This window comes from Flavobacterium akiainvivens, assembly GCF_001278115.1.
Lineage (GTDB): Bacteria > Bacteroidota > Bacteroidia > Flavobacteriales > Flavobacteriaceae > Flavobacterium > Flavobacterium akiainvivens.
Genome location: NZ_LIYD01000005.1, coordinates 1,296,056 through 1,312,329 on the forward strand (window position 1 = coordinate 1,296,056; position 16,274 = coordinate 1,312,329).

A 16,274-nucleotide genomic window follows, 5' to 3' on the forward strand; every position below is an offset into this window, starting at 1 on the left:
GTAGGCGCCGTTGTTTTTAGTTGGTTCCATTTATATTATTTTTTCTCTTCTACGTGAAACGGACTGAAAGGCAGGCCGGTTTCGGGCCAGTTGCTTACCTGTGCGTTCATGTTTAGTTTAACTTCTATTCCGTTAGCCTGTGTTGGGGTAATGCCCACGTTAAGGCCATCTACCACAATCAGCGGGTTTTCGCCGTTAAGGTGTGCCTGTGCAGCCTCAATGGTTATCTTTTTAGATTCCCCGCCCACCAAAGATACATAGTTATCAGAATAATACACCGGTAAAACCCTTGCACCCGATGCCGTGCGCAGTTGTAAGTGCGCCAGCACGGCCGGGGTTTGGCCCGGGTTTTTAAGAGTAACGTCTATATACAGCTTTCCGTTTTCGGTATGTTTTGTGGCGGTGGCAGTAAGCACGGCAACCGGCATGGTGTCAAGCGCCTGCATATTATCGGCCTGTGCGCCTTTCCAGTAAAAGTTATCAGAAATTAGTTTGCCTTTGGCATCAAACAACTCTGCTTTAATAAAATATGTGGCCGAAAGGTTTTGCGGCAGTGTAAAGCCCTCTATTTTAGTCGCCTTATTTTGCACGGCTTCTACAGCCAGGGTGTTAGATTGCAGCTTTTCGCCGGTAAGGCTGTACACAGTTATCACCGCCTTAGCCTTTTTAACGGCATTTGGCGTACTGTTTACCACCTGTATGTAGCCTTCTTTTTCGTTATACATAATGTGCACGGGCTCGCAGGCTTTGCGCACGGCAAATAACGATGCATTAGGCTCAAGGTCATAGTGATACAGCTGCCATACAAAGCTGGGTTGTGCCGGGTGGCTCATCCAGGTAATAACGCCCGTTACGGGGTCAAACAGCTTGGCAAAACGGCCTTCATACATAGCGCGGTAAGACTCATAATTAGCTAGTTGCGACTTGCGTACAAAATCGGCCATGTTTTTTATTTTGCCATAGCGGTCGCTTACAATACCGGGGAATAAATGCCCTTTTTGTGCGCCCTTGGCAAAATCGTGCTGTGCCCAGTCGTCGTTTATTTCTTCCCAGTCTTTTTGCGGCATCATACCCTGAACCGACTCTATGGTTGGTATAGACATGGTGCCGGTTTCGGTCTTAAAGGCTTCTTCTATAGTGTAAAACTCTTCCGGTTTCCTCCACGAGTACGGCCCGTGAGAGCGCACGCCCTTACCATCGGTAGAGCTGGCCTGATACAGGCGGCTGGTATCGGTTTTGCCCAGCATTACCTTAAGCGCATCGTCTATTTCCTTTGGTGGGAAGCCCTCGTTACGAGCACACCACACAGCTATGCTGGCATGGTGGCGGTAGCGCAGTATTTTTTCCTGAACGTTGTCAAGGTACAATTGTACATCTTTAGGGTTAGGGCCATCGCCGGGATTGGCCTGAAAAAACTCATCCCAAATCATAAGTCCATACTTATCGCACATTTCATACAGCAGCTCGTTAGTGCTTTGCCCCACCCAGTTGCGAATCATGGTGTAGTTGGCCTGCTGGTGCATTTTTATCTGTGCCTCAAGCCTTTCGGGCGTAACGCGCTTCATGGCCTCATCCATACCCCAGTTACCGCCTTTGCAGATAACCTGTACACCGTTTACCGATATGGTAAGAAACTCAGATGTAGGCACTTCATAAGAATATTCGCGTATGCCGAATTTTATAGACGCTTCGTCTGACACTTTTCCGTTAAGTTCAAAACTCAGCTTCAGGTTGTGCAGGTTTTGCGGGCCGTAGCCATTGGGCCACCACAGCTTTGGGTTTTTAAAGTTAAGCTGCTTAAAATCCTGCGGGGTAAACTGTGCAATAACCTCGCTGTTTGGCTCAAGGGTTATATTTTTCTGGAAGGTAACGTTGCCTATGCTGCCTTTAAGCACGCCGGTTTGTTTTTGCGGCGTAACGTTTTTAAGGGTAGCCTGCACGGTTATGGCAGCCTTATCGGTTGCCGGAAGCGGCAGGTCGGTCACTACAAACGGGTCTTTAACGGTAACGGCATCGGTAGCCGAAAGGAATACCTTTTGCCAGATGCCCGAATTGCGGTCGCGTATTGCAGGAATCCAATCCCACCCTATTGAGCATAAAAACGTAGGTCCGTCATAAGAGCTGTACAGCCCGTTTTTGCCCATACCGGTGGCAATGCAGTGTTCGTGCGCAATACCGGGATTGGGCTGCGGGGCAATAAGTACGGCAATAGCTGCCGGCTGACCCGGGGTAACCAGGTTGGTAATATCAAACACACCCCTTGCAAAAGCGCCTTTTACATTACCGGCTTTTTTGCCGTTAACCCACACGTTAGCCTCATAGTTAATACCGTCAAAATTGAGCCATATTTTTTTACCCGAATAGTTTTGCGGCACGGTAACCGTAGTTTTATACCAGTATGAGGTGCGGCACAGGTATTCTGATATTATTTCGGGGCGGTTGTTTTCGCCATACAATGGCTCTGCATACACCTTGTTGTTTACAAGGCTTGTTAGCACCGTGCCGGGTACTGTGGCGGTATACCACCCTGCGGGGTTGTAGCCTGTGGTGGCAATTTTCTCGCCACCGTCGGTTACTTTAGCTATGTCCTGTAATTGCCATCCTGAGGAGATTTCAACCTGTTGCGGAACGTTTTGAGCCAGGCCTGCAAGCGGCAGTAAAAATGCCAGCAGCAGCCCTGCAAATGATTTGTGCATAGTAGTTTGTTTAGTCATAATTAGCCAATAATAGAGTGCAGCAGCAGCACGCCCACAAGGCCGGCTACTGATACTATGGTTTCCATAAGCGACCACGAACGGAACGTGTCTTTTAAGGATATGTTGAAATATTCTTTAAACATCCAGAAACCGGGGTCGTTTACGTGTGAGAACATAAGGCTGCCCGAACCTATGGCCAGTACCATAAGCGCCGGGTCTACATTAAAGGTGCTCATTAGCGGGGCTATAATACCGGCGGTGGTTAACCCCGCCACGGTAGCCGAACCCAAACACACACGTATTGACGCCGAAATAAGCCATGCCAAAACCAGCGGGTGTATGTGCAAATCGCTAAAGAACATACCTATCTGCTCGCTGGCGCCGCTGTCTACAAGCACCTGCTTTAGTGCTCCTGAGCTGCCAATGATAAGCAATATAATAGCTATTTCTTTAATAGCCTCTTCATAAATGCGCATTATTTCCTTAATGCTCCTGCCCATGCGCAGGCCTATGGTATAGGTAGCCACAATAAGTGCTATAAGCATAAGTATAGAAGGGTCGCTTACAAAATGGCAAACGGCCGTTACGGTTGATTCTTCGGGTAAAATTAATAATAATGTTGATGTAGCCGCCAATAAAAATACAGGTAATAGCGCCGAGAAAAAACTGTTGAACGTACTGGGCAGTACCGAAAGGCGCACAACGCTGTCAAAAGTGGTAAGCCCGCCTATAGGCCTTATGTTTTTAACCGTTTGCGAAAACAGCGGCCCGGCAATAATAATGGTGGGTATGGCTATGATAATGCCATAAAAAAGCGTTTTGCCCATACTGGCCTGAAAAATAGTAACCAGCGCCGCAGGAGACGGGTGCGGCGGCAAAAAACCATGCGCTACCGATAGCGCCGCAAGCATGGGCAGCCCTATATAAACCGCCGGAAGCTTGTATTTGTATACCAATGCAAAAATAATGGGCACCGTAAGTACAAAGCCCACATTATAAAACAACGGTATACCAATAATAAACCCCGTGCTCAGCAGGCCCCATTGTATGTATTTGCGGCCAAATACCTTCATTATAGCATCTGATATTACCTGGGCGGCACCGCTTTCGGCTACCAGCTTGCCTATCATGGCACCTATACAAATAATTACCAGGATAGACCCCAGCATACCCCCTATGCCCTTTTGTACCGATTCTGATACCGCCTGTGCCGGCATGCCAAGGGCAAACCCCGCCGCAATAGATATCAGTAAAAAAGAGATAAAAGGGTTTATTTTTAATTTAGTTATAAGCAGTATCAACAGCGCTACCACACTAACTATTACAATAAGTAATGACATCTTTCTTCTTTTTTTGTAGATAAGGGGCACTTATACAAATATAAATGCCCCTGTGTTATTAATTGTTATCCCACCAAACTCTTGTTGTAAACAAATCTGGCCCCTGGCGCGTTATGGCCTCGCCCAGGTTTTCGCCGTTTACACCATATTCCGTAGGCGAATATTTAAGGCGGCGTGGTATTGTGCCGTTTGTTTCGTTACCCACAGGGTTTACCGGCACCAGCACCGGGTAGCCCGTGCGCCTCCAGTTTGCCCATGCCTCTATGTGGTTAAAGGTAACGGCGTGTATAAGGTAAATTTCAGTATGTATTGCATTTAGCTTAGCCTCAAGCCCGGTTGCAGGATACGGGTTTGCCGTAGCATAATCAGCTACTTCGCCGGCAGTTGGTGTTGTGCCATACACACCCACAAGGGTAATGGCACTGGCCTGGCCCGATGCAAAAGCCGCATCGGCAGAACCGCTTGTATAGCCCCTTTCAATGGCTTCGGCAAGTAATAGCTGAGACTCGGCATAGGTCATGTATATCCACGGGGCGCTGCCGGTAATCATATTCGGCGCAGGCCTTGAATACAAATCAAGGTTAGTTACCGGTAGTGTTGCCAGCTCATTTGCTGTAACACCATTTGGCAGGCCTACCTGAACATCAGGGTCGTTGTTGCCATCTTTTAATGCCGCCACAACGCTAAGCCTTGGGTCTTGCCTGTTGTGCATCATATCTATAAACGTTTTACCCCAAAGCAGGCCGTTAAGGTTGGCCACGTTAGCACCTATAGGGCTTAGTGTGTATGAGTTAGGGTTGGTGTTTATCTGCGAACCCGACTGCCCGTCAAAATGGAAGGTAATGTTTTCTGCCTCAGAAGTTATCAACCCGCGCGATATGGCCGTTTGCGCCCAGCTTTGCGCCGATGCAGGGTCAACGTTCTGTAAGCGCAGCGCCAGCCTTAGCATAATGCTGTTTGCCGCCCTTTTCCATTTTTCAAGGTCGCCATCATAAATAAAATCTGCTGTTGGCGGAATGTAAGCGCCAGAGTTAAAGGCATCTCCCGCTTCCTGAAGTTCGTTCAGCATATCCATGTAAATGTCCTGCTGCTCGTCATACCTTGGCGTAAAATTGTTGTCTAAAAAGCCCCTGCCTGCCTCAAAATACGGCACATCGCCATACAGGTCGGTTATCCTTACAAACTCCATAACCTTAAGAATCCTGGCCATTGAGTTAATATTAACCTGGTTAGGGTCTTCGCTGCTCAGGGCAATAAGGTTTACAATGTTCTTAACCGTGTTAGGGTAAGTATAATCAAAGAAAAAAGTGTAGGTATTACTTGCCGAACTGTAAAAGCTGCCTGCATAAAAACCGGCATCGGTGCTGGACATGTGTTGCATAAGGCAACCGGCATTGGCAAAGTTTACACGCTGGGTTTTACTACCGGCATCGGGCGATGCAGGCACCAGTATTTCGCACTCGCTCAGCAGGTAATCCAGCGGAAGCGATGTAGGCCTGTTAGGGTCTATGTTTATTCTTTCATAATCTGAAGTACACGATACCGCTACCGCAGACAATACTATTGGGAAAAATATTTTTTTAAGCATGGCTTAGTGTTTTAAGATGTTAGGATATTAAAACTTAATGTTCAGGTTTACACCCACAGTCCTGGTAGCAGGCGTACCGGCATATTCAAGGCCCTGTGCGTTGCCGTTGTTGTAGCTTGATTCAGGGTCAATATTTGGCGTGTACTTTTTAAGTATGGCCAGGTTGCGGCCCACAATACCTACCGAAAGCTTAACCGGGTATGACTTAACGTTAAAAGAATCAAACGTGTAGCTCAATATTACCTGCCTTAGTTTTATAAAGTCTGACTTATAAATGTGAGGTGTAGCCACTTTGTTAAACAGGTTGCCCCAATATGCCTGGGCAGTAGTGTTTACCGTGTTTGGCTCACCTGCCTGGTTAACACCCTCGCCCACTATGCCGCCTTCACGGCCCACAAGGGTTTCCGGCGAAAGGCCAAAACGATAGGCGTAAGACTCTGTACCGCTGTACATAACACCACCAAACTTACCGTCTATAAGTGTGCTTAATGATAGTTTCTTATACGTAAATGTATTGCTGAAACCTACTGTGTATGGCGATACTCCCGTTCCAAAATCTTTAAGGTTACCCTGCATTGGCGCACCATTGGCATCGTGCACAATGTTACCTGCATCGTCCCTTTTGTAGTCAAAACCGGTTATCTGCCCGTAAGGCTGGCCTACAATATGGTCTACAAACGCAGTACCATACCTGCCCTGGTCTACACGCAGCCTATCGGCATCGCCATAAAGGCTTACCACTTCACTCAGGTTGTAGCCCATATTAACCGATGTTTCCCAAGAGAAATTGTCTGTCTTGATTGGCGTACCACCCACAAGCACTTCCACACCTTTGTTAGATATTTCGCCTACATTAAACAGCGCCGTGTTAAAGCCCGATGTAGATGATATGGTTGCCGCCACAATGTCGTTAGTTGTTTTGCGGTTGTAGTAGGTAAAGTCTACATTAAACCTGCTGTCAAACATCCTGGTTTCAAAACCAAATTCAAAAGTGGTAGAGGTTAACGGCTTAAGTTTAGCGTTTGGTACGTTGTTACCGCTTATCCAGCCCAGCGGGGCACCCAGGTTAGAACCGTTAAGGGCATAGCGTAGTGAAAGGTTATACGGGTCGGTATCCCCACCGGCCTGCGCCCATGAACCCCTGAATTTAAGGTAGTTGATAGATTGCGGAAGTGTAAATGCCTCACTTGCTACAAAGCTTGCACCCACTGCCGGATATAAAATACTGTTGTTTTCCTGCGAAAGCGTTGAAAACCAGTCGTTCCTTGCTGTGGCATTAAGGTACAGGTAGCCTTTATAAGATACCTCTGCACTACCGTAAACTGAGCTTATTTTCTTTTGGATGTACGATTCAAACGTGTTGCGCGCACTTGGGTCTATGTTAGACACATCATAGAAAAACGGAATGTTGAATGAGTTATAAGCGTTAATGTCAAGCGCTTCGGTAACCTGTTTCATGTTGTTGGCACCAATAAGGCCGCTTACACTCCAGTTTTCGTTAAGGTCTTTATTAAGCCCAATCATTACATCGGTATTATATTCCCTGAAATTCCTCTGGCTAAAGATATAAGCACCACGAAGCTCATAAGCTGTACCGTAAGGCTCTATCATCAGGTTTTTATAGTTGAAGTAGTCCATACCAAAACGCGCCTTGGCATACAGCCAGTCGGTTATTTGTAGTTTTGGCTCAATAGCGCCTATTACCCTGTTTTTACGGTCGTCCTGCTTAAAGTCTTCGGCAGCAAAATATGGGTTTTGGGTATACACGTTGTCAGACCACGCAAGTTCATAACCGTTAGCGTCATACTTATTATCCCTAAGCACACCCACACCGAGCGATGTTGGCAATGCCGTAATGGCAAAGTTGGCGTTACCAGGCGAGTCGTTTACGCGCGGGCGATTGTGGTTCTTTTCGGTAACGTACTTGGCGTTAACCAATATAGAAAGCTTATCGCTAAGGTCGCTGCTCAGGTTAATGGCAAAGTTGTTCCTGTTTAGGGTGTTAGAGGGCTGGATACCGTTATAATCAAGGTTGCTGAATGAAAAACGATACCTTGTTTTATCTGAAGCGCCCGATATACCTACCGATGATGTGGTAGAAATACCCGTTTCGTAAAAGTCTTTCAGGTTGTTTTTCTGGGCTACATACGGCCTCATTACGCCGTCATAAAACATGGCATCGCTACCGTCAAGCCTGCCACCCCAGCTGAACCTTCCGGTTTTTGCCTGGGCTACGGTTAGTGGTTTTTCGCCACCGGTACCGCTACCGTATTCATACTGGTAGTTGAATTTATTGATAAGAAGGTCTTCTACTACGGTATTAACGTTTACTTCAACCCCCATGTCTTTTTGGCCGGCCTTAGCGCCTTTAGTAGTAATAAGAATGGCACCGTTAGATGCCCTTGAACCATAAAGCGCCGCAGCAGTTGCACCTTTAAGTACACTTACGCTTTCAATTTCGTCAGGGTTAAGGCTTGAAATACCATCTCCCCTGTCGTTACCGGCCCAGTTGCCGTTTGCAATACCCACCTGCGGACCAAAAAGGGTGTTATCGTTATTAATAGGTATACCATCTACCACAATAAGCGGCTGGTTATTACCTGATATTGAACCGTTACCACGGATAACAATACGGCTGGCACCGTTAGCACCCGTTGCCGGCGTAGTAACATTTAAACCCGCTACCTTACCGGCAAGCTGGTTGGCAATGTTGGGGCTTCGGGCTTCGGTAAGGTCTTTACCTTTTATTTCACCTACCGAATAGGCAAGTGCTTTCTTTTCTTTCTTGATACCAAGTGCGGTAACCACCACTTCTTCAAGCGTGGTTTCAGAAGCTGTCAATACAATTGAAAGGTTCAGCTCGTCTTTTGTAATAAGCTGCTGTACTTCGGCATAGCCTACAAAGCTTACCGTTAAAAGCGATTGTGCGGGTACTTTAATAGTAAAGGCACCACTTTCGTTAGTTACGGCACTTGCACCTGTAGCATCGGCCACAACAGAGGCACCTACTATGGGTTCGCCCAGGTCAGATGTTACAACACCCGATACCGTAAAGGTTTGTTGGTCTTCTGATACTAATATATTACCATGAACACGTGCAGGCATACCTTTCACACCGTGGAGGGGGTGGTAACTGCTATTGGCAAATCCAAACTGGGCCAATAGCAGCAGGGTGGCTGCTGAGAATACTGTTTTACTCATACGTTATAGTTAATTGAGGTTAGTAAATCGATTTACCAAAAATATTACTTTTTGTTAACGGAATACCATATCTGAAAAAATATTTTTACATTTTTTTATATTTTTTAAAAAAAAGAAAGATTTGAAGAATAAAACAAAAAATAAATCACCTAATTAACATTTAGATATTAAATAAGGGTAATTTAAGCACTTAATTTTTGCGAATACTAAAACGTTGTAATTATCACTTTTTAAGGATTTTTAACGCTAAAATTTAAAACCGGGCATTTCAGGATGGTAAAATTTTAACACTTAGCGCCTGCCAGGTAAAACTTTTTACTACTAAAATACCGATCCGGTTATGCTGAAGTTTGAGAAGTTTGAAGTAGACTGCCTTATTACCAGTGTGGCCGGTATCTCTATCATTTCCACACGCTTAATGGCCGATGAATGCGTTTCCATCTCATTAATAAGTACGTTAAAGGCGTTTTCGGCAATTTCAGCCAGGGGTTGCGAAATTACCGTTATAGGCGGCGAGTACAGCCTGAACAGGTCGTGCTCGTCAAAACACATCACTGCAAAATCCTTACCCACCTTAAGGTTGCTGCGCTGCATGGCCTCAAGCCCCAGGATAGCCAGGTAGTTAGTGGTAAAGAAAAGCGCATCCATACCGGGGTTCTCTTTATAGAACTTCGCAATTTCAAGCACTATACGGTCGTGCTCATCAGCCTTATAATCAACACTTAAGGTGTATTTTTTCAGGCCTGACTGCTCCATAGCCTCGTTATACCCCTGTAACCTTCCGGTCATTTGCGTCTGGTCAGAGTGCAGCGTTACACACCCCACATTCTTAAACTTATTGTTTATCATGTGGCGCACACCGTGAAACGCACTCATTTGGTTATCAACCACAACATGGCTCATACTGGCCTGCGGAAAATACCGGTCAAACAACACTACAGGCTTGTTTTTACGCAGTGCCTGTATATCGTTCAGCGCACCGGCCGGGGGCGATATTATAAAGCCATCTACCTGTTTTTCAGTAAAAAAGTCGAGCAGCGTGGCGGTTTTCTTAGGGTCGTTTTCGGTACTGCTGTATACAATCTGGTAGCCTTCACGGGCGGCGCGTTCGCCTATAAGCCGCGCTATGCCAGAGAAAAACGGGTTAGAGATATCCTCTACAAGCAGTGCAATGGTATTGGTTTTACCGGTGCGCAGGCTCTGTGCCAGTGAACTGGGACGGTAGTTTTTCTCCTCTATTATCTTGAGCACCTTTTCAATAAGCGCGGGGCTCACCTTATGATCAGCCTTGCCGTTCAGGATAAACGATACAGTAGTGGTAGATGTACCCGCAGCAGCAGCTATATCTTTAATTGATATCTTATCCTTCTTCTTACTCATTTAATGGCGGGGAAAATTAAAAACCTATAGTGTTGAAAATTAAATTCTTATATATTCAAAAATCGCTTTATATGGCTTTTACTGCTGCAAAGGTATTCCTTTTATGGTTATCAGCACACAGTTTGCGGCAATCAGCGTATTTTTTAAGGTAAAGTTTACCAGTTTGGTGCAAAAGGCATTTTAACACTTAAAATCTGCCTCTATACTTATATAGTATCTGATGATTTGATTAAAATTTCGGTTCGAATTTATAAAAATATTTATTATTGTGCTATAAAATTACATTATTTATTTGGTAAATCGATTTATCAACCGTAATATTGCCATTATAAACTATAACGTTATAACTACCGTAAAAGCAGCCAATAGCTGCTAATTTTAACAGTAAACAGTTTAGTACTAAGTGCTTAATATTTCACTTTCGGAGTTTGTTTTCGCTTAATTTGGCCACTAAAATTTCCTTTCACAAATGAAAAAAAAATACTGCTTTGCCTTTTCTATCCTCCCGGTGCTGGCTGCGCTGCTTGCTGCCGCCCCTGCCCCATCGGTTAACCCTATAGACCCGCCGGTTATAACGGTTGACGACCTCCCGTTTGCCGACCTTAACCACAACGGCAGGCTCGACGTGTATGAAGACTACCGCCTGAGCCTTGAGGAGCGCGTTAACGACCTGGTAAACCAGATGACCGACGAAGAAAAGGCCGCATATCTTACCGGAACCGGAAAACCCGGTAACGACGGGCTTACCAACGTGGTAGGCTCTGTAGAAGGCCGCGTGCCGGGCGCTGCGGGCACCACCCTTGCCATTGAGCGCCTGGGCATACCCGCCGCACTACTGGCCGATGGCCCTGCCGGACTGCGCATTAAGCCCATCCGTGAAAACGACACTAATACTTATTACTGTACGGCTTTCCCCGTGGGTACATCGCTGGCCAGCACCTGGAACACCGCCCTTATTGAAAGCGTGGGCCGGTCCATTGGCAGCGAAACCAAAGAATACGGCATAGATGTACTCCTTGCCCCTGCCCTAAACATACACCGCAACCCGCTGTGTGGGCGCAACTACGAATATTATTCTGAAGACCCGGTGGTGGCAGGCAAAATAGCCGCTGCCATGATAAACGGCATTCAGGCTAACGGCGTGGGCACTTCTTTAAAGCACTATGCCGCTAACAACCAGGAAACCAACCGATTTTCGGTTAACGAACACATAAGCCACCGTGCCATGCGCGAAATTTACCTGCGCAATTTTGAAATTGCCATAAGGGAGTCGAAGCCGTGGACGGTAATGAGCAGCTACAACCTTATAAACGGCACGTATACCTCAGAAAGCCGTGAGCTGCTTACCAACATCCTCCGCAACGAGTGGGGTTTTAACGGCGTGGTAATGAGCGACTGGTATGGGGGGTATCATTCCCTGCAGGAGCTTGTGGGCATCAGCAGCAATGTGGCTGCCCAGGTAGGCGCCGGAAACGACCTGCTTATGCCCGGCATGAAAGAACAGCGCGCCGCCATACTGCAGGCCATGCAAAATGGCACCCTGAGCCGTGAGGATGTTGATAACAGCGTAAAAAGGATATTGCAAATGGTACTGCAAAGCCCCATTATGCAAAAGTATAACTACAGCAGCAAGCCCAACCTTAAGGCACACGCACAGGTAACGCGCGATGTGGCGGCAGAAGGCATGATTCTGCTTAAAAATGAGGGCAATGCACTGCCGTTTACTGATACTTCTAAAAGTATTGCAGCCTTTGGCGTTACGTCTTACGCCTTTATTTCGGGTGGTACGGGCAGCGGCGATGTAAACGAGGCCTACACCGTTTCGCTGTTGGAAGGTATGTCTAACGCAGGCTTTAAGGTAGACGAAGCCCTTAAGGCACAGTACATTCCGTATACCAATAAGGTTAAAACTGCCGAAGAGGAGCGCCGCAAAAAGCTGAACAAGCTGGCAAGGCACTTAAGGCTTATTGAAATGGAATTTACCCAGCAGGAACTGGAGCAGCTTGCCGCCAAAAACGATGTGGCCTTTATAACCATAGGGCGTAACAGCGGCGAGGGCAGCGACCGCGTTATTGATAACGACTTTAACCTGGGCGAAGACGAGCACAGGCTGATAGACGGTGTGAGCAAAGCGTTTCACGCCAAAGGCAAAAAGGTAGTCGTAATACTAAACATAGGCGGCGTGATTGAAACCGCTGGCTGGAAAGATAAGGTTGATGCCATACTGCTGGCATGGCAGCCGGGCCAGGAAGGCGGCAACTCAGTAGCCGATGTGCTGGGCGGCAAGGTTAACCCGTCGGGCAAGCTGACCATGACTTTCCCCATAAAGTATGAAGATACACCGTCTGCCAAGAACTGGCCGGGTACACCCGCAGGGGCCGACCCTGATGATGTTACGTATGAAGAGGGCGTGTATGTGGGCTACCGCTATTTCGACTCATTTAAGGTAAAGCCGTCATTTGCTTTTGGGCATGGTAAATCCTACACCACATTTGAGTATAAAGATGTTAAGCTGTCGGCCAAAAATTTTAACGGCAGTATAACCGCCGCCGTAATAGTAAAAAATACTGGTAAAGCTGCCGGTAAAGAAGTGGTACAGCTGTATGTATCGGCGCCCGGAAAAACAATGGATAAGCCCGTACAGGAGCTGAAAGCCTTTGGCAAGACCAAAACCCTTGCCCCGGGCGAAAGCCAAATGCTAACCTTTACGCTTACCGCGAAAGACCTGGCTTCGTTTAGTGAGCAGCAGGTAGCCTGGGTTGCAGAACCCGGCAAATATACCGTAAAGGCAGCAGGAGCATCAAACGACAAGGGCAAAACCGCCATCTTTATCGTAGCCAAAGAAATTGTTGCCGAAAAGGTAACACCTGCCTTTGCACCAGATAAACAATACAAAGACATTAAGCCGTAACGGCAGTGTTCATAAATCTTAAATTTGGGTTTTGTTTTTGAAAAAGGCCATCTGTAAAGATGGTCTTTTTTTGTTCTAAAAAAAACTATAACAAATTCGTTATATAACATTTTTGTTATATATTTACACTGTCGAATTTTAAAACCAAGTATGATGGAAAGAGCGGTTAAAAATCAAAAAAAAATAAAAATTTGCAATCATGGCAAAGATTTCAGAACTTTTAAAACTGCTAAAGGCAGATGGTTGGTATTTGCACAAAAATGGTAAAAAACACGATTTGTATCGGCATCCAACAAAAGAAAATCAATTAACGGTTCCGAGGCATCCCGGTAAGGAAATGGCAAACGGAACCTATTTCAGCATACTTAAAGCAGCAGGGCTTAAATAGTCCTGCCGCTTATGGTATGGTTCCAAACTTATGAGTGAATTTAAAGAACTTACAGTAATTGTAGAAAAAACAGGTACTGGTTTTTCTGCATACGCAAAAGAAGTAGATGGTTTAATTACCGTTGGCGATTCTATTTCTGAATTGAAGGAAAATTTTAATGAAGTATTAGAAGAATACGTTGAGTATCAAAACGAAATGAAGGCTTCTTCATTAAAAGTTGACGATTTTAAACTTAATTATGTAATTGACCTTGAGCAATTTTTTGAATATTTTACAGTGATTAATAAATCTGCTTTCGCAGAACAATATGTAAATATGAATACAAGCTTGTTCAGGCAATACACAAAAGGTCTGGCATCATTGTCTGGCGATAAGCTTAAAAAAATATCTCAAGGCTTACATAAATTAGCTGATGAGCTGAGCGATTTGAGTCTTAGTTCTTAATATCAATAGGTCAGGTTTGTCATTCTGAGCGAAGCTTTAGCGGAGTCGAAGAATCTCTGAGATTTCTCCTTCGTCGAAATGACAAACCCACCTAAAATCACGGCACAAACGCCTTACCCACCACAAGCTTATCGCCTTTAAGGTCTACCTCAAAAAAGTGCGGCACACGGTGGTAGTGCCCGTTGGCTTCTTCCTTATGGCTGTGCAGGCACATAAGCAGCTTGCCGTTAAGGGTAATAAACAGCATGCCGTGCCCAAAGTTAGGCGGGGTAATAGGTTCTTTTTCCTGCACCCACGGCCCGTTTAGCGTTCCGCTTTTAGAATAAGCCACACCCTGCGTGTACACATCATACACCCAGCTTGTCCATATCATGCCCAGGCGGCCTGTGCCGGTTTTAAACAGGTAAGGCCCATCGGTAACGCGGTTAGGTATATCTTTTCCGTTAGGGTCCTTCTCCCGGCTCCACGGCGAATCGCTTGCTTTAAACATCAGCTTCCCTTCCCCTACCGACCCACTCAGGTCGGGCTTGAGCTCGATTTTTTCCATAGTACCGTCAATCGCCTGAAGCCATTCGTAGCAGTATACCATGTACGGCTTGCCGTCTTTATCAATCCAGAATGTACCGTCGAGCGTAGGTTTATCCGCCAGCAGGTACGTTTTATCTTTCATGGGTACATACGGGCCATCGGGTTTGTCGCTTACCAGCACATGGCTGGCACGGCGTTCAATCACGTTGCCGTTAACGGTATCAATCTTAACATCGCGGTTGGTAAACGTGGCAAAGTAGTAGTATTTGTTTTTGTACTGATGGATTTCCGCTGCCCAAATCATAGGCTTAGGCCCCATCCAGGAGGTGCTGTCGGTCTGGGCTACGTTATAGGGGCCGTCCCAAAGCTTCAGGTCTTTGCTTTTCCACAGCTGCCCGCCCGTGCCCGTCATGTAGTACATATTGGTCTTTTTATCGGCCAGGATAAACGGGTCGCTCATCACAATAGAATCCACCGGCACATTTGTACGTGGCTTACGTTCCCTGCGCTGCGCCGAAACAGTTACCGTAAGCAACAGCAACCCAAGCAAAGTAATATTTTTCATATCTCTGTATATTAAAAATCCGGAACGCCATTACAGTACTCCGGATTTAGTTTCTTTTATTTAAGACCGTTATTTTATAAGGTGGTTCGGGAAATCCTGCACCCTTTCGCAGCACACCTGCTCCATAACCTGTTGCAGCTGTACCTTAAGCATACTAATGGCGTGGTTGCCACCCTCGTTACCCAATGCTGCCACGCTGTACATAAAGGTGCGCCCCATAAAGGTAAAGTCGGCGCCGCTGGCAAGCGTTCGGGCCACATCTACCCCACTGCGAATGCCGCTGTCCATCATTATCTTAATCTTGTCTTTATAATTTTCTACAATAGGCTGCATAGATGCAATGGCACTCTGCCCGGCATCAAGCTGCCTGCCGCCGTGGTTGCTTACAATAACGCCATCAAACCCCAGGCGGATAGCCATTTCGGTATCCTCGGCGCTGGCAACACCTTTTAGTACCAGCTTGCCTTTCCACATATCGCGGATGGGCGCTATACGCTCCTCATTTACCCTGCCGCTAAAGGTGCGGTTCATAAACTGGCCCAGCTGCTTCATGCTCAGCCCTTTTTCCATATACGGTTCCAGCGTTTTAAAACTTGGCTGGCCGTGTATCAGGGTTTTCATGGCCCACTCCGGCCTGCCTAAAATCTGCATGATATTACGCAGGGTCATACGCGGAGGCATGGCAAGCCCGTTACGGATGTCCCTTGGCCTTACACCAAAGGTTGGCACGTCGCACAATACCACAAGTACAGGGTATTCAGCCGCCTCAGCGCGCTTAATAATGCTGTCCCTTACACTGGCTTCCGCCGGATGGTACAGCTGGTACCAGGCGCGCCCGTGCGTAATTTCGGCAATACGTTCTATACTGGCCGTAGTAACCGTGCTTAAAATAAACGGAATATTATGTTCATAAGCGGCTTTCGCCAGGATTTCGGGCGCGTTGGGCCACATAAGCCCCTGTAAGCCCACGGGCGCAATACCAAAAGGCGCATCATAGGTATGCCCAAAAAGTTCTGTCTTTTGGGTTGACGCTATGTGTTTGCTCAGGTAGTATGGCTTAAGCTCTACATCGCGAATTTCAGCGGTGTTTTTAATAAGGTTTACGTCCTCATTACAGCCACCGTCAAGGTATTCAAAGGCAAAGCGCGGCACTTTTTGTTTGGCGCGTTTTATAAGGTCTTCTACCGAAGGATAATTGCTGTTGTATTTTAATTGCATTTTATGGTTTAGTTT

General features: G+C 46.4%; 10 protein-coding genes. 3 read left to right on the forward strand and 7 right to left on the reverse strand.

Annotated elements, in window-relative coordinates:
- Positions 1 to 35 precede the first annotated feature (35 nt).
- The 5 genes from AM279_RS05870 to AM279_RS05890 all read right to left on the reverse strand — a co-directional run bounded on the left by AM279_RS05870 (position 36) and on the right by AM279_RS05890 (position 10,205).
- A complete protein-coding gene (locus AM279_RS05870) occupies positions 36 to 2,696 on the reverse strand; it encodes a glycosyl hydrolase 2 galactose-binding domain-containing protein (protein WP_236688500.1) in 2,661 nt (886 codons plus the stop codon).
- A 20-nt stretch (positions 2,697 to 2,716) separates the two neighbouring features.
- Complete coding sequence (locus AM279_RS05875) at positions 2,717 to 4,036, reverse strand: gluconate:H+ symporter (protein WP_054406821.1); 1,320 nt, start codon at positions 4,034 to 4,036, stop codon at positions 2,717 to 2,719.
- Positions 4,037 to 4,094: 58 nt separating this feature from the next.
- Positions 4,095 to 5,624, reverse strand: a complete 1,530-nt coding sequence (locus tag AM279_RS05880; protein ID WP_054406822.1) for a SusD/RagB family nutrient-binding outer membrane lipoprotein — start codon at positions 5,622 to 5,624, stop codon at positions 4,095 to 4,097.
- A 27-nt stretch (positions 5,625 to 5,651) separates the two neighbouring features.
- Positions 5,652 to 8,825 (reverse strand): SusC/RagA family TonB-linked outer membrane protein, encoded by a 3,174-nt coding sequence (locus AM279_RS05885; protein ID WP_082344187.1) that lies wholly within the window; start codon positions 8,823 to 8,825, stop codon positions 5,652 to 5,654.
- A gap of 321 nt (positions 8,826 to 9,146) precedes the next feature.
- Positions 9,147 to 10,205 (reverse strand): LacI family DNA-binding transcriptional regulator, encoded by a 1,059-nt coding sequence (locus AM279_RS05890; RefSeq protein ID WP_054406823.1) that lies wholly within the window; start codon positions 10,203 to 10,205, stop codon positions 9,147 to 9,149.
- Between the two features lie 469 nt (positions 10,206 to 10,674).
- On the opposite strand from AM279_RS05890, the gene AM279_RS05895 reads away from it, so the two are divergent.
- The 3 genes from AM279_RS05895 (at position 10,675) to AM279_RS05905 (ending at position 13,948) form a co-directional block, all read left to right on the forward strand.
- A complete protein-coding gene (locus AM279_RS05895; RefSeq protein ID WP_054406824.1) occupies positions 10,675 to 13,116 on the forward strand; it encodes a glycoside hydrolase family 3 C-terminal domain-containing protein in 2,442 nt (813 codons plus the stop codon).
- Between the two features lie 199 nt (positions 13,117 to 13,315).
- Positions 13,316 to 13,504 carry a type II toxin-antitoxin system HicA family toxin gene (locus AM279_RS05900; protein ID WP_054406825.1) on the forward strand — a complete coding sequence of 63 codons (189 nt, stop codon included), beginning with the start codon at positions 13,316 to 13,318 and terminating at the stop codon, positions 13,502 to 13,504.
- A gap of 30 nt (positions 13,505 to 13,534) precedes the next feature.
- Positions 13,535 to 13,948: a hypothetical protein gene (locus tag AM279_RS05905; protein ID WP_054406826.1), complete on the forward strand. Its 414-nt coding sequence runs from the start codon at positions 13,535 to 13,537 to the stop codon at positions 13,946 to 13,948.
- 97 nt (positions 13,949 to 14,045) lie between these two features.
- Here the strand turns inward: AM279_RS05905 and AM279_RS05910 are convergent, their stop codons facing one another.
- Both AM279_RS05910 and AM279_RS05915 read right to left on the reverse strand, forming a co-directional pair.
- Positions 14,046 to 15,041, reverse strand: a complete 996-nt coding sequence (locus AM279_RS05910; RefSeq protein WP_054406827.1) for a glycoside hydrolase family 43 protein — start codon at positions 15,039 to 15,041, stop codon at positions 14,046 to 14,048.
- Between the two features lie 69 nt (positions 15,042 to 15,110).
- The gene (locus AM279_RS05915; protein ID WP_054406828.1) at positions 15,111 to 16,259 is read right to left on the reverse strand and encodes an alpha-hydroxy acid oxidase; all 1,149 of its coding nucleotides are present in this window, start codon (positions 16,257 to 16,259) and stop codon (positions 15,111 to 15,113) included.
- Positions 16,260 to 16,274 lie beyond the last annotated feature (15 nt).